Here is a 16,168-nt window from a genome sequence, read left to right on the forward strand (position 1 = left end):
GCCCGGGAACCTGGCGCGCTCGCGCAGTGCGCGTCAACCGCGAATGAGCACCGCGCCTTCCGGCACCTGTTGCTCCAGCACGGCACAGTCGCCCGACGGCGCCTGCCGGCCCGGCGCCAGCCCCAGCACCCAGATGCGGCAACTGCCAGGTGGCGGGTAATGCCCGGCCGAGATGCGGATGTCGTCGGTGATCGGCGGAACGGGTGCCGGCGCCGGAGCTGGGGCCGGTGATGGAGCAGGTGCTGGCGCTGGCGCTGGCGCTGGCGCTGGCGAAGGAGCAGGCGCAGGCGAAGGAGCAGGCGCAGGCGCAGGCGCCGGTGCCGGTGCCGGTGCCGGTGCAGGTGCCGGTGCCGGTGCCGGTGCGCTCGCATCCTGCAGCCGCACGGCGCGCGACACGAAGCCGACGACCCGGTCCTGCCGCAGGGCCAGCGAGACCAGCCGGGCCGGTGAGTTCCGGGTGTCGAGGTAGGCCACCCCCTGGACCCGGGTGCCGTTCGGATGCGGGCAGCCGGAGCCGGCATAGCTCAGTGCCAGGTTGAACGCGTTGCGGCCGGAGGCGCGCGGCACGGCCTGCCCGCTGAGCACGCAGTTGTCGGAGGCGATCCAGTTGAAGGCCCCGCCCGAGCTGATGGCCAGCACCGTCCGCTGGTCGAGCGCATAGCGGCCGGCGAGCTCGGCGGCGGACGCGGCCCGCTCGTAGTTGGCGTCATAGCCCAGCAGCAGGCCGCGCCCGCCCGGCGCCGTCGCATCGATCCGGGCCCGCGGCTCGGCGGCTCCGGTGTACTCGACCACGGGCGCCGTGCCGGCGGCGAAGTCGTACTCGGTCACCACCGCACTGAAGCGCCCGAGCGACATCGCGCTGCGGCCCTGCAAGGCCCCGGTGATCTGGACGGCGTCGGCCAACACGCCCCAGGTGCTGCCGTCTTCCAGCACGAGCACGTCGGCCCAGCCGCCGCTGGCCGTGCGCCCAGGCCAGAAACCTTCGGCCGCACTGCGGGCGGCGAGGTCGCCGGAGGCGATCCCCTCACCGGCGGGATCGCCGCCGCCGCCACCGCCTCCACCGCAGGCAGCAAGCAGGCTGGACACGGCCAGGGCGACGAGCGTGGGTCGATGACGATGGTGCATGGCAGGCCTCGATCGAACGAATCACAGCCTAGGCCAGGCCCTGCAGCGGCAGGGACCCGGTTTACTCGTCCTTTCACTTCATACAGTTCAGCCCCTCGCGGCGACCGCCCTGCCCGGGCCACGCCTGCGTGATCAGCGGCTCGCCGCCACCCCGACAATCGGCCCATGCATGAAGTCCTGATCGTGGGTGCCGGCATCGCCGGCTGCTGCGCCGCCTTGTCCCTGGCCCGCTCGGGCTGCTGCGTCACCGTCGTCGAGCGCCAGCCGCGCTGGGCCTTCCAGAGCTCGGGCATCTTCGTCTACGGCAACGGCCTGGCCCAGTTCCGCGAGCTGGGCGTGATGGAGGAGCTCACCGCCGCCGGCTTCGTGGTGCCCGAGGGGCGCAACAGCTACCTGCAGGCCGACGGCAGCCCCATCACCACCACCCGCTACCCCTCGCCGGCGCCCGGCATCCCGGCCATCCTGGGCATCAAGCGGGCCGAGATGCACCGCGTGCTGTCGGCACGGCTGGAGCGGCTGGGCGTGCCGGTGCGGCTGGGCACCACCGTGCAGGCGCTGGACCAGCCGGAGCCGGGGCGCGTGCAGGTGCGCCTGTCCGACGACAGCACGCGCAGCTTCGACCTGGTGATCGGCGCCGATGGCATCCGCTCGGGCGTGCGCGCCCTGCTGTGGCCGCAGGTGCAGCCGGCTTATTCGGGCTTCGGCGTCTGGCGCAGCGTGCACCGGCGCCCGCCCGGGCTGGTCGACAAGATCATGCTCATGGCGCCGGGCAAGCGGCTGGGGATCATGCCCATCTCGGCCGACCGGTTGTACCTGTTCGGCACCCTGCCCGAGAGCCGCCACGCGCGTTTCGACCCGGCCGACTGGCCACGGACCATGCACGAGCGCTTCGCCGGGTTCGGCGGACCGGCCCGGCCTTTCCTCGAGCAGTTGACCGGCGCCGACGACGCCGAGGTGCTCTACACGGCCGTCGAGGAAATCGTGATGCCGCTGCCCTGGCACCAGGGCCGCGTGGTCCTGATCGGCGACGCCGCGCACGCCTCCACCCCGTTCATGGGACAAGGCGGCGCGATGGCCGTGCAGGACGCGGTGGTGCTGGGCCGGCTGCTCGCCGGCGGCCCGGTCGACACCGCCTTGCGCACCTTCGGCGAACTGCGCGCGCCGGTGTGCCGGTTCGTGCAGGACGTGTCGCGCCGCGTGGGCGAGTCGGGCGCCCAGGCCGAGGCCCACGAAGCCAACCTGCGCTCGCTGGTGGAGGGCGGCCAGCGGGCCGTGGACGGCTTCTACGCCGAACTGGCGCGGCTCGATCCAGCCGCCGCGGCCGAGCGCCCTACTCCGCCTTGATGCGGTTCGCCCGCACGATGGGCGTGAAGCTGGCGAGGTCCCGCTTGACGGCGCCGGCCAGCTCCTCGGGACCGCCGGCCGTGATGATCTGCCCCGACTGTTCCAGGCGCGCGCGCACGTCGGGCATCTGCAGCACGGCCTTGATCTCGCGGTCGAGCCGGGCGATCACCGCCGGCGGCGTGCCCTTCGGCGCGAACAGGCCGGACCACACGCTCACCACCAGGTCGGGGTAGCCCTGGCGCGCCAGGGGCTGCAGCCCGGGCGTGGCCGCCTGCGGCTCCTCGTCCAGCGTGCCCAGGCCCACCAGGGCTCCGCCCTTGAGGTGGCCGGCCGCCGCGCCGTAGGGCACGAACACCAGGTCGATGTGCCCGGCCACGGTATCGGCCAGCGCCGGCGCCAGGCCCCGGTGCGGCACGAAGGTGAGGTTCAGGCCGGCCGCCTGCCGCAGCATCTCGCCGGCGATGTGCTGGGGCGAACCGTTGCCCGAGCCCGTGTAGGTGATCGGCCTGTCCTTGCCCAGGCGCACCAGCTCGGCCATGTTCTTCACACCCAGCCTGGGGTGCGCCGCCAGCACCAGCACCGTCTTGGAGGGCAAGGCCACCGGGGCGAAGTCGGCCTGCGGGTCGTAGTTGGCCGCCTGCGCCGACATCACCAGCGGCGCCAGCACGAAGGTGTTGGGCGTCATCAGCAGCGTGTGGCCATCGGGGGTGGCCCGCATCACGTGCTGGGCCCCGGTGACGCCGCTGGCGCCGGGCCGGTTCTCCACCACCACCGGCTGGCCCCAGCGCGCCGACAGCTTGTCGCCGATGACGCGCGCCAGCACGTCGGGGCTGCCGCCCGGGGGGAAGGGCACGACGATGGTGATGGCCTTGGTGGGGAAGTTGGGCTCGGTGCCCTGGGCCAGGGCGGTCCAGGGCAGCGCGAGGGCGATCAGGGTGGCGAGGGCTTGCTTGCGGTTCATGGGGTTCCTCGAGGGGTCCGGGGGGGTCAGGCGATGCGCTGGGCCGCGGCAGAGAGCCCGCCATCCACCGGCAGCACCGCCCCGGTGATGAAGGACGCTTCGTCCGACGCCAGCCACAGCACCGGCGCGGCGATCTCCTGCGGCTCGCCCCAGCGCGCGATGGGCGCGGGCACGAAGCCGCGTTCGCGCAGTTCGGGCTCGCTCAGGCCGCGTGCCGCCGCACGCGACAGCGTGAAGCCGGTCAGCACCGAGCCCGGGCACACCGCGTTGGCGCGCACGCCGTGGCGCGCCTCCTCGATCGCCAGCACGCGGGTGGCGGCCACCAGCGCCGCCTTGGTGGCGTCGTACTGGCCCATGCCGGCGCGACCCACGATGCCGAAGGCCGAGGACACGTTGACCACCGCCCCACGGCCGCTGCGCCGCAGCCAAGGCAGCACCTGGGCCGTGAGCAGCTGCGCCCCCACCAGGTTCACCGCCAGGATGCGCTGCCACGACGCCGCATCGGCATCGGCCAGCCGGTGGTATTCGCGCACGGCGGCGTTGTTGACCAGGATGTCCAGCCGGTCGCCGGTTTCCTTCAGGTGGTCCGCCACCCGGGGCAATGCGCCGGCGTCGGCCAGGTCCAGCGGCAGCACGGACACCCCGCCACCCAGCGCCTGCGCCGCAAGCCGCAGGGCGGCCGCGTCGCGATCCACCAGCACCAGCTTGGCGCCCTCGGCCAGGAACAGGCGCGAGATGGCCTGGCCGATGCCGCCGGCCGCACCCGTGACCAGTGCCCTGCGCCCCTGCAGGCGCGGCGGGCGCGAAGGAACGGCGGCGGATTCAGGTGGGTTCATCAGGTCTCCAGGTGCTTCCTTCGGCGACGTGGGCTACATGGGAAATGCCAGCGCGCCGGGCGGGTTGTCCAGGCGCTTGCCGGTGGTCAGCGGCTGCAGGTACGCGTCGTTCAGCAGGCGCCGCACCTTCACCACGTCTTCGTCAGGCGTCATCAGGACTTCCCTGGCCCTGGCCTCGACCACGTCGCCCATGGCCTCGGCCGCGAAGGCGTCTTCGAGGTTGACCTGCTCCAGCCGCTGGCGCGCGACGACCTCGAACACGCGCCGGGCCTCGGCCCGCTCCGCCTCGGTGCCGGCGCGCCAGGCCAGGTAGCGCACCACCTGCGTGTGCCCTCGGTCCTGCGGAAACTGCCACAGGCGGGAAACATAGGGCGCGGCACCGGGCGCGGGCTTGATGGGGTTGGAGGTGAGGCAGGGCAGGTTGAAGCGCTGGCCCTTCACGTCGACGTCGAAGTGGCCATGGTTCAACGGCCGCCCCTGCAGGTCGACCGAGACGCCGCGGATGCCGTGCGAGGTCTTGATGATCTTCACGCGCCGGTCCTCCAGGGGCACCTCGGTGCTGCCCGGGGCGCGCTCGGCGCGGTGCACGGCCTGCGAATCGGTGTGCATCACCACCGCATGGAAGCCGTCGCTGCCGTCGATGGCCGGCAGCCAGTTGGCCTTCCAGATCGAGGTGGGCAGGCGGATGCAGAGGTACTGGTCGGGCTGCAGCAGTTCCTCGGGCACCTGCGTCTCGAGCGGCGGCGGCGGGAAGCGATCGGCGTCGCCGAGGTAGACCCAGACATAGCCGCCCAGCTCACGGGCCGGATACGCCTGCACCGCCAGCCGGTCGTGCAGGCGCGAGCGCCCGGATTCCCAGGGCACCAGGGTGCAGCGACCCTGGCCGTCGAAGCGCAGGCCGTGCATCAGGCACTGCAGCTCGCCGTCGAGCACCCGCCCCACCGACAGCTTGATGCTGCGATGCGGGCAGCGGTCCTGCACCGCCTGCGGCTGGCCGGCGCCATCGCGCCAGAGCGACAGCCGCTGTCCCAGCGCCAGCGCGCCCACCGGCCGGTCGGCCGGCAACTCCTCGCTTTGCAGCAGCGGGTACCAGTAGTGGGGCAGCCCGTCGGGCAGGCCGGCCGGCAGCAGCGGCGCCAGCTCGCGGGTCGCGTCGGAGAGGTCCATGGGCAGGTGGAAAGAGGGCACGGAACCCGCCCACTATAGGAGTTGAAACTGGACCACGATTCAGCGTAAACCCTTGATGTGCAAGGACGTCACAGGCCGTACACGGACTATTGCGGACGCCGTTTACAGTGGCGCTGCGCACCACCATGACCACCCACGAACCGATGCCCGCCGACCGCCTGCCGCCCGACCTGCAGGACATGCCCGGCTACCTGATCCGCCGCGCCAAGCAGAAGACCACCAACTGCTTCGAGCCGATCACCGCCGGCCACAAGCTCACCCCGCAGCAGTACGCGATCCTCGAAGCCACGCTGCTGCACCCCGACATCGACCAGAACGAACTCGGCGAGCGGGTCGCGCTCGACGGCTCCACGCTGGGCGACGTGGTGGTCCGGCTGGAACAACGGGGGCTGCTGCAGCGCCGGGTGGATGGGCGGCACCGGCGCCTGACCCTCAGCGCGCAGGGCCAGGCCTTGCTGGAGCAGGTGCAGCCGGCCGTCGAACGGGCCCAGCAACAGATCCTGCACCCGCTCACCGCGCGCGAACGCGAGCAGCTGCTGCGGCTGCTGTCCAAGCTGGTGGGGGTGAACAACCGCTGGTATTCGCGCGGAACACGGCGGCGCTAGGCCGCCCGCCCGTAGCTGTCCTGGTAACGAACGATGTCGTCCTCGCCCAGGTAGCTCCCCGACTGCACCTCGATCAGCTCGAGTTCCACCTTCCCCGGGTTGCGCAGGCGATGGCGCACGCCGATGGGGATGTAGGTGGACTGGTTCTCCGTCAGCAGGAAGGACCTGTCCCCGCAGGTGACCTCGGCCGTGCCGCGCACCACCACCCAGTGCTCGGCCCGGTGGTGGTGCATCTGCAGGCTGAGCGAGGCCCCGGGCTTGACCCCGATGCGCTTGACCTGGAAGCGCTCGCCGGCATCGACGCTGTCGTACCAGCCCCAGGGGCGCGCCACCTTGCGGTGGCTCACCACCTCGGAGCGCGCGGCGCCGTCGAGGCGGGCCACCACGTCCTTCACCTGTTCGGCCATCGAGCGGTCGGCCACCAGCACCGCGTCGGCGGTGTCGATGATCAGCAGGTCGCGCGTGCCCAGCGCCACCACCGTGCGGTAGGGGGCGTGCACGTAGGTGCCCTGCGCCGCCTGCACCAGCCCGTTGCCGACGACGCGGTTGCCGCAGTCGTCGGCCGGCGTGAGTTCGGCCACCGAGTTCCAGCTGCCCACGTCGGACCAGGCACCCGCGAACGGCACCATGCCCACGGAGTCGAGCTTTTCCATGACGGCGAAATCGATGCTTTCGCTGCGGCAAGCCTCGAAGGAACTGGCCTCCGGGCGGATGAAGCAACCGCTGCCTGATGGCGCATCCTCGGCGGTGCTGGCGGCCATGGCCGCGCGGCAGGCCTGCAGGATGTCCGGCGCATGCCGCTCGAGCGCCGCCACCAGCACGTCGGCACGGCACAGGAACACGCCCGCGTTCCAGAGCACGCCGCCGGCCAGCAGCAGGCGCTCGGCGGTGGCGCGGTCGGGCTTCTCGATGAAACGCCGTACCCGGCGCACGCCCTCGCCCGGCAAGGCCTCCTCGCCGGGCTCGATGTAGCCGTAGCCGGTGGCCGGAAAGCTCGGGTTCACGCCCAGGGTCACCACCGATCCGGCCCGCGCCGCCGGTGCGCCGCGGCGCACCGCCTGCTCGAAGGCGGCGGCGTCCTGGATATGGTGGTCGGCCGGACAGAACAGCAGCAGGCGATCGTCCTCGCCCAGGTGCAGCGCCGCCAGCGCCATGGCGGCCGCGGTGTTGCGCGGAGCCGGCTCCAGGATCAGGTCGCCCGAGGTGCCGGCCTCGGCCATCGCATCGGTGACCAGGAAGCGGTGCTCCTCGCCGGAAACGATGGCCTGCACCCGGCTGAACCGGCTCAGGCGCTCGAGCGTAAGCCTCAGCAGGCTGCGCCCCCCGACCATCGGGACGAACTGCTTGGGGAAGGTGCGGCGGGACAGCGGCCAGAGCCGGGTGCCCGAGCCGCCGCACAACACGACCGGTGTGATGGGATCCATGCGGAAGGATTCCTGTTCGCGGCCATTGTGACGCCGCGCCCGCGTCCGCGGGGGTCAGGTCAGCTGCTGGGTGGGCACGAACTGCCGCTGGCCGATGCGGCGGTTGGCCTCGTCCACGAACACGAGCTCGGGCTTGTGGGCGGCCACCTGGTCCTCGTGCACCTGGGCGAAGGACGCGATGATGAGCAGGTCGCCCACCGCCGCCCGGCGTGCGGCCGAGCCGTTGACGGAGATCATTCCGCTGCCGCGCTGGCCCTTGATGGCATAGGTGACGAAACGCTCGCCGTTGTCGACGTTCCAGACGTGGATCTGCTCGTTCTCCACGATGTTGGACGCCTCCATCAGGTCTTCATCGATGGCGCAGGAGCCCTCGTAGTGCAGTTCGCAGTGGGTGACGGCCACGCGGTGGATCTTGGACTTGAGCAGGGTTCGGAACACGGGCTGGCTTCCTGGAATGGGCGTATGCATGTTGCAGCGCGGCAATTCTAGGGTCAGCCCGCGGGCCTCATCCCCGGGCCAGCCGCAGCACCGCCTCGGCCTGGTCCGCGTCCAGCGTCGGCTCACGACCGGCCCAGGCCACGAACTGGTCGGGCCGCACCAGCACCAGCCGCGCCTCGTAGCGGGCGGGCTCGCCCTCGAAGGCATCGCTGACCACGGTGAGGGGCAGGCCCATCTTCGCGGCCGCGTCATGGAAGGCCTGCACCGCGGACGGATCGGCGCCGAAGGCCATCAGCGTGAAGCCGTGGCCCAGCTCCTCGAACACGTTGCGCGTGGTGCCGAGCACGGCCGGCGCCAGGTGGTGGCCGGCGCGGGCTTCGAAGCGGTGCGAACCGACCGCACTGCAGCTGCGGCCTTCGCCCGCCCCCGGCCACACCACGGGCGAGCCTTCGTAGTTCGGCTCGAAGGAATGCACCTCGCCCACCGCGCCCTGGGCACGGGCCTGCCAGGCCTGCTCGAAGCCCGCCGGATCTCGCGCGGGATCGTGGCTGGCCAGGAACTGCTTGTCCGACTCGATGGAGCGGGCGATGAAGTCGCGGATGGTGGAACCGAACACGGGCCGCCGCTCGGCGTCGTACGAGTCCAGCAGGCCCGGGCCGCCCCAGCCCTGCAGCGTGGCCGCGAGCTTCCAGCCCAGGTTGCGCGCGTCCTCCAGGCCCGAGTTCACGCCGTAGCCGCCGTAGGGCGGGTGGCTGTGCGCGGCGTCGCCGGCCACGAAGACCCGGCCCTTGCGGTAGCTGTCGGCCAGCATGAAGCGCAGGTCCCAGAAGCCGATGTGCTCGAACTCCACGTCGAAGCTCGCGCCCACCGCCTCGTGCAGGTAGGCCACGAAATCGAAGTTGTCGGCGGTGGTGCCGGGCGGCACCGGCGCGTGGAAGAACCAGGTGCTGCCCAGGTCCACGCGGCCGAAGAACTTCCAGTAGCCCTCCAGCTGGGGCTGCAGCACGTTGTAGTAGGACTTGCCGGGGAAGCGGGCCAGCAGTTCGTGAAGCTCGCGCGAGCGGAACACCAGCAGCACCATCACGCGGTCGTGGTCGGTGCGGGTCTGGGTGATGCCCGCCTGCTCGCGCACCAGCGAGCGCGCCCCATCGCAGCCCACCGCATAGGCCGCCCGCAGCACGCGCCGGCCCGCGCCGCCGCGCTCGGCCACGGTGATCGTCACGCCATCGGCGTCCTGCGACACGGCCTGCGCGCTCCAGCCAACCAGCGCCTGCACCGCCGGCAGCTCGGCGACGCGGCTGCGCAGCACGGCCTCGGTGGCGTACTGCGGCAGTCGTTCGTTGGCGGTGTAGTAGTAGGACTTGACCAGGTCGCGCTGCAGCCAGTCGTAGGTATGCGGGCCCAGCAGCGTGCCATAGGCGGTGAGGCCGCCGATGCCGTACTCCGGCGGGATGGTGCGCGCTGCCCGCAGGGCCTGTTCGGCACCCCAGAAGTGGAAGTGCTCCATGGTGCGCTGGGTGAGGTTCTGGCCCTTGGGAATGGGCTGCGGCTTCGCGTGACGCTCCACCACCACGCAGCGCACGCCGCGCTGGCCCAGCTCGATGGCCAGGCCCATGCCCACCGGGCCGCCGCCGACGATCACCACCTCGGCGTCCAGCGCCGCGCCCTCTCGACTGTTCGTGTCCATTGTTCTCGCCCCGTGTTCGGTTGACCCAGAATTACAGCAACCCCGAAGCCGTTGATCAAACGGAACATTCTGATGAACTCTTCAATCAAATTGATCAATGTCAGCACCCGGCAGCTGCTGGCCTTCCTGGAGGTCACGCGGCTGCAGAGCTTCGCCAAGGCGGCCGAGCAGGTGCACCTGTCGCCCTCGGGCATGAGCATGCTGGTCAAGGAGCTGGAGGACCAGCTGGGCGCCCGCTTGTTCGAGCGCACCACGCGTTCGGTGAGCCTGACCGACGCGGGCCGGCGCCTGCAGCCGGTGGCCGAGCGCATCGTCGGCGAGCTGCGCACGCTGCAGGCCGTGATCGGCGGCACCGAGGCGGCCGTGCGTTCGCGGCTTCATGTCGCCGCCACGCCGATGGTCGCGGCCAGCCTGCTGCCCGAGGTGCTGCAGGCCTTCGCCCGCAGCCATCCGCAGGTGCGCGTGCAGCTGGCCGATGTCGACGTCGGCGCGGTGCGCGGCCGCGTGCTGGAAGGCGAGGCCGACCTCGGCCTGGGCTTCTTCGTCAAGCCCGCCAGCGGCCTCGTGCGCCAGCCCCTGTGCAAGTTCCGGCTCATGCGCATCGGCCCGCCCCGCCCGGGCGCGAGCGGCCTGCAGCCCAGCCAGCCCTGGAGCAGCCTCGCCGGCCTGCCGCTGGTCAGCCTGCCGCCGGACAACCCCATCCAGGCCCTGATCGAAAAGCAGCTCGCCCGCAGCGGCCGTCCCCACGAAGACCGCCCGCGCGTCAACCTCATCGGCACCATCATCGGCATGGTCCGCGCCGGCGCCGGCCACGCCGTCATTCCGTCCTTCGCGCTGGCCGAATGCCTGCGCCAGCAACTCGACGTCGCCCTGCTGCGCGAACCCATGGTCCAGATCGAGCTGCACCTGGTCACCCGCCGAGGCCATCCCCCCAAGCCGGCGGCGGCCGATTTCATCGCAGCCGTCCGGCAGGCGGCGACGAGGCTCACGTCATGACCTGCCGCCCTGCGGGTGTGTCGTCGAAGTGGCCCCCTCCAGTGCCACCACGGAACCGGCTTCGCCGGGCCGCCTCGGGGGGTCAGATGGCTCCCCAGATCCCGCCCGCGATCTGCCCATCCACCACGCTGCCGGCGATCGCCTGCGCGATCAGCCGGAGCGCCGCCGTGTCGCTGTCCACCAGGTCGCGGCGCGGTGAATGGCTGATGCAGCACAGCGTGCCGAACACGCTGCCGTCCGCCAGCACGATGGGCACGCCGATGTAGGCGGCGATCCGCAACCTTCGGGTGACCTCCAGCGCCACCAGCTCGGGCCGCACGGACGAGTCGTGCACGATCGCCGGAATGCGGCCTTCGATGATGAGCCGGCAATAGGTATCGATCAGCGCATCCGACAGCCCGGGCGCCACCGCCACGTCGAAGGGCCCTGCCGCGCTGACGCAGCGGAACACGCGGCGGTCGCCCACCAGCTGGGACGCGAACACCACGTCCATGCCGAGCACCTCGCGCACTTCGCACAAGAACCCCGTCAGCCGGCGCGGGTCGCGCTCGCGCACGCTGGTCTCGATGCCGCGAGCGATCTCGCTCAACCGTTGCTCACGTTCGGGGGGCGGGGGAAGTACAGCACTCATCGCGCGGGTTTAGCACCATGCCCTCCCCACTTCAACCCGTCGCCCGGGCAAGCTCCCCACGGCTCGCCGGGCTCGTGCTGGAATGACACGCTTGTGTCCTGTCCATCGTCGAAAGGCAAGCCCGAATGGCCGAGCACGATCGCCCGTCCGTTGCCGATGCGCCGCCCTGGTGGCTGCACGGCGGCACCGAGGAATGTCCGCACTGCGGCCAGCTCTACCACCTGGAAACCGAGCGCCGCTGCGGCGCCTGCGACTCGCCCAGCTGCGCCCATTGCCATGCGGCGCATGAGAGGGACTGCAGTCCGTCGGGCGAGGAGGCGCGGGACCGATGACGGCGCGGGCGATCTGGAAGGGCCGCATCCTGCTCGGCCCGCACGAAGTGCCGGTCAAGATGTATTCGGCGGTGGAAGACCAGGCCGTGCACTTCAAGCTGCTGTCGCGCCAGGGCCAGGCCCCGGTGCACCAGCGCATCGTGCGCAAGGACACCGGCACCGAGGTCCCCAGGGAGGAGCAGCGCAAGGCCTTTCCGATCGACGGCGACCGCGCCGTGATCCTGCAGCCCGACGAGCTGGAGTCGCTGGTGCCGCCGGCCAGCCGCGAGATCCACCTGTGCCGCTTCGTTCCGGCCGGGCTGCTGGCCGACCCCTGGTTCGACCGCCCTTACTGGCTCGGCCCCGACGAGGACGCCGACCAGCCCTACTTCGCCTTGGCACGCGCCGTGGCCCGGCAGCAGGTGCACGGCATCGCCCGCTGGGTCATGCGCAAGAAGCGCTACCTGGGGGCGCTGCTCGCGTCCGGCGACCACCTGGCCCTGGTGACGCTGCGCCGCAGCGAGCAGGTGCTCGCCATGCCCGCCATCGAGCCGGCGCGCTCGCGCGCGCCGTCCGAGGCCGAGCTCAAGCTGGCGATGCAGCTGGTGGAGTCGATCTCCGGCGAGTTCGAACCCCAGGCCTGGCCCAACGAGCACCGCGAGCGCCTGCGTGCCTTGGTCGCCGCCAAGGCGCAGGGCGACAAGGTCAAGCCCTTCAAGCCGCGCGAGCGCGCCTCCGGCACCGACCTGGCCGATGCACTGCGGGCCAGCCTGGCCGCCCACCGGGAGCGGCGCGTTGCCTGAAGCCACCGCTCCTGCGCCGGTGCGATCCTTCTGGTCCGGCACCATCACCTTCGGCCTGGTGAGCATCCCGGTCGACTTCTACGCGGCGGCGCGCCCGCGCCAGAAAGCCCTGAAGCTGGTCGACGCCCAGGGCCATCCGCTGGGCCGGCAATACACGCGCGAGTCCGACGGCAAGCCGCTGTCCAGGAACGAGATCGTCCGGGGCTACGAGACCGACGACGGCCGCCTGGTGGTGGTCACCGACGAGGAGTTCGCCTCGGCCGCTCCCGAGACCTCGCGCGACATCGACCTGCACCGCTTCGTCCCGCTGGCGCAGATCGCGCCGGCCTACTTCGTGCGGCCCTACTTCCTCGCGCCCGCCGCGCGCTCGGGCAAGGCCTACACCCTGCTCGCGCAGACCATGGAACGCAGCGGCAAGGTGGGCATCGGCCGCCTGGTGATGCGCAGCCACGAGTACCTGGTCGCCCTGATCGCCGAGGGCGGCGTGCTGCGGGCCGAAACGCTGCGCACCTTCGACGAACTGCGCACGCCCGAGGCGGTGGGGCTGCCGGCCCCCGTCGAGCCGCCGCGCAAGCTGCTCGATGCCTTCGCCCGCGAGGTCGGCGCGCTCATCGAGAAGCGCCTGGACCTGCACGAGCTGGAAGACCGCGAGGCCGAGGCCCTGCAGGCCCTGGCCCAGCGCAAGGCGCGCCAGGGACGCGACGTGGTGGAGGACGCGCCGGCTGCCGAGGACGCGGACGCGGACGCGGACGAGGGCGGCGCAGCGAAGGTGGTCGACCTGGTGCAACTGCTGCGGCGCAGCCTGGCGGGCCGGTCCGGGGAGGCGCCCGCCAAGGCCGCGAGGACCGAGAGCCCTCCCGCACCGCCCGCGCCCACCGGGTCGCTGGCGGACAAGACCCGCGAGGAGCTGTACCGCATGGCCGCCGAACGGCAGCTGCCCGGACGCAGCCGCATGAACAAGGCGCAACTGCTCGAGGCCCTGCAACCGAAGCGCGCGCGACGCCGCGGCTGAACCCCGACCGGGGCTGGGTACAGTGGCGACCCCATGCTCCCCGTTCTCTCCGCGCTGTTTCCGGTCATCCTGCTCACCGCCATCGGCTATGCCAGCGGCAAGCTTCGCCTGATCCGGGCCGAAGGACTGGTGGACCTGTCCAACCTCGTGTTCCTGGTGCTGGCGCCGGCCTTGTTCTTCCGCACCATGAGCGGCGTGCAGCCGGCGCAGGTGGCGCTGGCGCCGCTGGTCGTCTATTTCGCGGCCAGTCTGGTGCTGATGCTGTCCACGCTGCTGGTGCGCGGCTGGACACGCGAGTCGGCCATGCAGGGTCTCACCGCCAGCTTCAGCAACACTTTCCTGGTCGGCGTGCCCGTGGTCACCTTCGTCTACGGACCGGCCGGCCTGGCGCACCTGCTGGCCCTGATCACGCTGCACGCGGTGGTGCTGCTGACCGCCGGCACCCTGGCGCTGGAACTCGCGCCCGGTGCCTCCAGGGCCGGACACCCGGCACGCGCCGTGCTGCAGGCGGTCCGCAGCTCCATCATCCACCCGGTGCCGCTGCCCATCCTGGCGGGCCTGGCCTGGGGCCAGACCGGCTGGGCCTTGCCGGAACTGATCGACACCTCGCTGCGCCTGCTGTCGCAGGCCGTGGGGCCGCTGTCCCTGCTGATGGTGGGCGTGTCGCTGGCCAGCATCCGCGTGGGCGATCAATGGCGCGGCGCGCTCACGCTGGCCCTGCTCAAGACGGTGGTGCACCCGCTGCTGGTGCTGGCCGTCGGCCTGGCGGCCGGTCTCTCGGGCCTGCCCTTCGCGGTGATGGTCGTCGCCGCCTGCCTGCCCACCGGTGCCAACGTGTTCATCCTGGCCAAGCGCTACAAGGTGGCCGACGAACAGGTCACGGCGGCGGTGGCGCTATCGACGCTGCTGGCGCTGGTGTCGGTGACGACGGCGCTGTCGCTGCTGCCGAGGGGGTGACCAGCAATCCCCATCCGATGGCATTGCGCCGAGCCGGGGCTTCAGCTGGTGGGCAGCTCGCCGGGCTACATCGGGGTGCCATCGGCGCGCGGGGCAGGCAGGTAGCTGGCAATGAGGTCTGCGTCGGCCTGCGTGGCCGGGGCATAGCTCAGGCTGAGGCGCCGGGCGGCGAGCTGGCTGGTTTTTTCGGTGTAGGTGAGCAGGATGCGCTCGCCATCGTGCAGGCGGTAGGTGAAGCGGTGCTGGCGCGCCGAGGGGACGGCAGCGGTGGCCGCGCCGTGACGGTCAACCCCGCCCCGCTCCACCCCTCCACCGCAATGGGCGACTCGTGAATCGTCACCTCATACCCCGCATCCAGCGCCTGCTGCACCCGGTCTTGCGTGTCGGGACTGTGTTGCCCGAGGAACTGCCGCACGATGCCCGGGTTGTTCGCATACACCTGCCCGGTGATGGTGAACACCTTCTGCCCCGCCTGCGCCGCAATCGCCAGCGCCTTCACGGCTGAGACGCCCTCGGGGCACGCCGGCAAGGCCGGATTGGAACGTGCCACCCCCACCCGATTGCATTGCGCCGGGTCGCTGAAGAACGCCTCGGGCACCGCATGTTCCAGCGCGCTCAACGCTTGGCCGCGCAGGCGGTTGTAGGCGACCCAGCGGCTTTCGTCGTGGTCACGTGACCATGCCAGCAGTCGGTAGTGCCCGATGTCCACGTTCACGCCCGGGAAGCTCACCTGACGCACCACGCCCCAGCTGACCACCGGTTGCACCACCGCGTGCACCAGGCCGTACGACATTGCCGGCACTTCGACCATGCCGGCCGTGCGCTGGGCCAGTTGGCCGTGGGCCTGGGCAGCGGTGAACCAGCTCCAGGCCATGGCGGTGAGCAGGTCGCCCGAGAGTTGTTCTCCGCTCAAGGCGCCGATGGTCTGGGTATCGCCTGATTGCAGCGCGGCCGGATCGGCGCTGATGCCACGTATTCAGACTGCTTACGACCTATCCTCGGACCACACTGATGAGATAGATAACCGCACCCCAGTACAACGAAATAATTGCAATCGCGGTGCGTACCGGCCACCTTTCGGGATCTAACCAAGGAAGCTCCCACAGACCTTCTTTGCCGCGCTTGGCAATGACGCCGACTGCCCAGATGTTAGTTATCGGCAAGAGGGCCAAATACAGCGCCATCATGCCCGCAATCCAGACAAAATTAAGTTGGTCAAAACCAGAAATCATTATGGCGAAGGGACAAACCACGGAAAGCGCAAGGCGCATCAGCATTGAATTGATCCGCGATCCACCAGAAATGCTCGCTGCCCAGCCTAGCTCCGCAAGGAGGAAGATCGAGAATGACGATATAAGATATTTCGCACCCATTGCGATTCCTTCAAATAAACCAGCCAGTCATCAACAAGAGCGCTGCGTTTAGTAAAGAAAACGGCGTAAGCTGACTCAAACCTGCGACCGACTGCAGAGACGCATAGAAGGCAGCGCCTATCCCCATTAAAACCAGCGAGGAAAAACCTCGAAGTGCCGTGAGACTCAGAAGTCTATTGAAGTCGTCAGCGCTTTCTACCTTAGCAAGTTCGGAGAGGAGATCTATGTAAGCGCCAACCAGCCCAACCATTCCAATCAGAAAACCGGGCAACCCAATCATTCCAGCCATAAGTAAGCTCACGAGTACAAATCCTGCCAACACTAGGACCGCTATTACAAAAGCAACTATCAGCCACCCACCCCGCGCCCCACCCTCAATCAAATACCCCCCCGCCCCCGTCTGCGGATCAATGACGGTCAACCCCGCCCCGCTCCACCCCTCCACCGCAATGGGCGACTCGTGAATCGTCACCTCAT

General features: G+C 70.6%; 18 protein-coding genes. 7 read left to right on the plus strand and 11 right to left on the minus strand.

Annotation, left to right across the window (positions count from 1 at the left end):
* Positions 1 to 33 precede the first annotated feature (33 nt).
* The gene (locus tag JI739_RS21755; protein ID WP_201686104.1) at positions 34 to 1,125 is read right to left on the minus strand and encodes a hypothetical protein; all 1,092 of its coding nucleotides are present in this window, start codon (positions 1,123 to 1,125) and stop codon (positions 34 to 36) included.
* Between the two features lie 165 nt (positions 1,126 to 1,290).
* Between JI739_RS21755 and JI739_RS21760 the strand changes: the two genes are divergently transcribed.
* Positions 1,291 to 2,469, plus strand: a complete 1,179-nt coding sequence (locus JI739_RS21760; RefSeq protein ID WP_201686105.1) for an FAD-dependent oxidoreductase — start codon at positions 1,291 to 1,293, stop codon at positions 2,467 to 2,469.
* On the opposite strand, the gene JI739_RS21765 is transcribed toward JI739_RS21760, so the two are convergent.
* Genes JI739_RS21765 through JI739_RS21775 form a run of 3 tightly spaced genes read right to left on the minus strand, consistent with a single transcriptional unit; the run spans position 2,456 to position 5,454 of the window.
* The gene (locus JI739_RS21765; protein WP_201686106.1) at positions 2,456 to 3,430 is read right to left on the minus strand and encodes a Bug family tripartite tricarboxylate transporter substrate binding protein; all 975 of its coding nucleotides are present in this window, start codon (positions 3,428 to 3,430) and stop codon (positions 2,456 to 2,458) included. The two genes, JI739_RS21760 and JI739_RS21765, sit on opposite strands and share 14 nt — an antisense overlap.
* Positions 3,431 to 3,456: 26 nt before the next feature.
* On the minus strand, positions 3,457 to 4,266 hold the full coding sequence (locus tag JI739_RS21770) for an SDR family NAD(P)-dependent oxidoreductase (protein ID WP_201686107.1): 810 nt from the start codon (positions 4,264 to 4,266) through the stop codon (positions 3,457 to 3,459).
* A 33-nt stretch (positions 4,267 to 4,299) separates the two neighbouring features.
* Complete coding sequence (locus JI739_RS21775) at positions 4,300 to 5,454, minus strand: Rieske 2Fe-2S domain-containing protein (protein WP_201686108.1); 1,155 nt, start codon at positions 5,452 to 5,454, stop codon at positions 4,300 to 4,302.
* A gap of 125 nt (positions 5,455 to 5,579) precedes the next feature.
* On the opposite strand from JI739_RS21775, the gene JI739_RS21780 reads away from it, so the two are divergent.
* Positions 5,580 to 6,059, plus strand: coding sequence for a MarR family winged helix-turn-helix transcriptional regulator (locus JI739_RS21780; RefSeq protein WP_201686109.1), 480 nt, complete (start codon positions 5,580 to 5,582; stop codon positions 6,057 to 6,059).
* On the opposite strand, the gene JI739_RS21785 is transcribed toward JI739_RS21780, so the two are convergent.
* The 3 genes from JI739_RS21785 to JI739_RS21795 form a co-directional block, all read right to left on the minus strand.
* Complete coding sequence (locus JI739_RS21785; RefSeq protein WP_201686110.1) at positions 6,056 to 7,483, minus strand: mannose-1-phosphate guanylyltransferase/mannose-6-phosphate isomerase; 1,428 nt, start codon at positions 7,481 to 7,483, stop codon at positions 6,056 to 6,058. The genes JI739_RS21780 and JI739_RS21785 overlap by 4 nt on opposite strands.
* Before the next feature lie 54 nt (positions 7,484 to 7,537).
* A complete protein-coding gene (panD, locus tag JI739_RS21790) occupies positions 7,538 to 7,921 on the minus strand; it encodes an aspartate 1-decarboxylase (protein WP_201686111.1) in 384 nt (127 codons plus the stop codon).
* A 67-nt stretch (positions 7,922 to 7,988) separates the two neighbouring features.
* On the minus strand, positions 7,989 to 9,608 hold the full coding sequence (locus JI739_RS21795) for an FAD-dependent monooxygenase (RefSeq protein ID WP_201686112.1): 1,620 nt from the start codon (positions 9,606 to 9,608) through the stop codon (positions 7,989 to 7,991).
* A gap of 72 nt (positions 9,609 to 9,680) precedes the next feature.
* Here JI739_RS21795 and JI739_RS21800 point away from each other — a divergent pair, with 72 nt between their 5' ends.
* Positions 9,681 to 10,604 (plus strand): LysR family transcriptional regulator, encoded by a 924-nt coding sequence (locus JI739_RS21800; protein WP_201686113.1) that lies wholly within the window; start codon positions 9,681 to 9,683, stop codon positions 10,602 to 10,604.
* An 82-nt stretch (positions 10,605 to 10,686) separates the two neighbouring features.
* Here the strand turns inward: JI739_RS21800 and JI739_RS21805 are convergent, their stop codons facing one another.
* A complete protein-coding gene (locus JI739_RS21805) occupies positions 10,687 to 11,193 on the minus strand; it encodes a GAF domain-containing protein (RefSeq protein WP_201686114.1) in 507 nt (168 codons plus the stop codon).
* A gap of 167 nt (positions 11,194 to 11,360) precedes the next feature.
* Between JI739_RS21805 and JI739_RS21810 the strand changes: the two genes are divergently transcribed.
* Genes JI739_RS21810 through JI739_RS21825 form a run of 4 tightly spaced genes read left to right on the plus strand, consistent with a single transcriptional unit; the run spans position 11,361 to position 14,318 of the window.
* Positions 11,361 to 11,567, plus strand: coding sequence for a hypothetical protein (locus JI739_RS21810; protein ID WP_201686115.1), 207 nt, complete (start codon positions 11,361 to 11,363; stop codon positions 11,565 to 11,567).
* A complete protein-coding gene (ku, locus tag JI739_RS21815) occupies positions 11,564 to 12,349 on the plus strand; it encodes a non-homologous end joining protein Ku (protein WP_201686116.1) in 786 nt (261 codons plus the stop codon). The genes JI739_RS21810 and ku (JI739_RS21815) overlap by 4 nt, the downstream gene beginning before the upstream one ends.
* A complete protein-coding gene (gene ku / locus JI739_RS21820; RefSeq protein WP_201686117.1) occupies positions 12,342 to 13,361 on the plus strand; it encodes a non-homologous end joining protein Ku in 1,020 nt (339 codons plus the stop codon). Before ku (JI739_RS21815) ends, ku (JI739_RS21820) begins: the two co-directional genes overlap by 8 nt.
* A 33-nt stretch (positions 13,362 to 13,394) precedes the next feature.
* Positions 13,395 to 14,318, plus strand: coding sequence for an AEC family transporter (locus JI739_RS21825; RefSeq protein WP_201686118.1), 924 nt, complete (start codon positions 13,395 to 13,397; stop codon positions 14,316 to 14,318).
* Positions 14,319 to 14,466: 148 nt separating this feature from the next.
* Here JI739_RS21825 and JI739_RS21830 read toward each other — a convergent pair whose 3' ends face one another.
* The 3 genes from JI739_RS21830 to JI739_RS21840 all read right to left on the minus strand — a co-directional run.
* On the minus strand, positions 14,467 to 15,231 hold the full coding sequence (locus JI739_RS21830; protein ID WP_201686119.1) for a hypothetical protein: 765 nt from the start codon (positions 15,229 to 15,231) through the stop codon (positions 14,467 to 14,469).
* 79 nt (positions 15,232 to 15,310) lie between these two features.
* Positions 15,311 to 15,691 carry a hypothetical protein gene (locus JI739_RS21835; protein ID WP_201686120.1) on the minus strand — a complete coding sequence of 127 codons (381 nt, stop codon included), beginning with the start codon at positions 15,689 to 15,691 and terminating at the stop codon, positions 15,311 to 15,313.
* Positions 15,692 to 15,701: 10 nt separating this feature from the next.
* Positions 15,702 to 16,168 (minus strand): hypothetical protein (locus JI739_RS21840; RefSeq protein ID WP_201686121.1); only part of this gene is annotated, 467 nt, incomplete at its 5' end.

Source organism: Ramlibacter aurantiacus (genome assembly GCF_016722895.1).
Lineage (GTDB): Bacteria > Pseudomonadota > Gammaproteobacteria > Burkholderiales > Burkholderiaceae_C > Ramlibacter > Ramlibacter aurantiacus.

Coding starts and splice junctions, on each gene's coding strand:
- JI739_RS21755 (WP_201686104.1), bottom strand. CDS start 1,125: ATGCACCATCGTCATCGACCCACGCTCGTCGCCCTGGCCGTGTCCAGC.
- JI739_RS21760 (WP_201686105.1), top strand. CDS start 1,291: ATGCATGAAGTCCTGATCGTGGGTGCCGGCATCGCCGGCTGCTGCGCC.
- JI739_RS21765 (WP_201686106.1), bottom strand. CDS start 3,430: ATGAACCGCAAGCAAGCCCTCGCCACCCTGATCGCCCTCGCGCTGCCC.
- JI739_RS21770 (WP_201686107.1), bottom strand. CDS start 4,266: ATGAACCCACCTGAATCCGCCGCCGTTCCTTCGCGCCCGCCGCGCCTG.
- JI739_RS21780 (WP_201686109.1), top strand. CDS start 5,580: ATGACCACCCACGAACCGATGCCCGCCGACCGCCTGCCGCCCGACCTG.
- JI739_RS21785 (WP_201686110.1), bottom strand. CDS start 7,483: ATGGATCCCATCACACCGGTCGTGTTGTGCGGCGGCTCGGGCACCCGG.
- JI739_RS21795 (WP_201686112.1), bottom strand. CDS start 9,608: ATGGACACGAACAGTCGAGAGGGCGCGGCGCTGGACGCCGAGGTGGTG.
- JI739_RS21800 (WP_201686113.1), top strand. CDS start 9,681: ATGAACTCTTCAATCAAATTGATCAATGTCAGCACCCGGCAGCTGCTG.
- JI739_RS21810 (WP_201686115.1), top strand. CDS start 11,361: ATGGCCGAGCACGATCGCCCGTCCGTTGCCGATGCGCCGCCCTGGTGG.
- ku (WP_201686116.1), top strand. CDS start 11,564: ATGACGGCGCGGGCGATCTGGAAGGGCCGCATCCTGCTCGGCCCGCAC.
- JI739_RS21825 (WP_201686118.1), top strand. CDS start 13,395: ATGCTCCCCGTTCTCTCCGCGCTGTTTCCGGTCATCCTGCTCACCGCC.
- JI739_RS21835 (WP_201686120.1), bottom strand. CDS start 15,691: ATGGGTGCGAAATATCTTATATCGTCATTCTCGATCTTCCTCCTTGCG.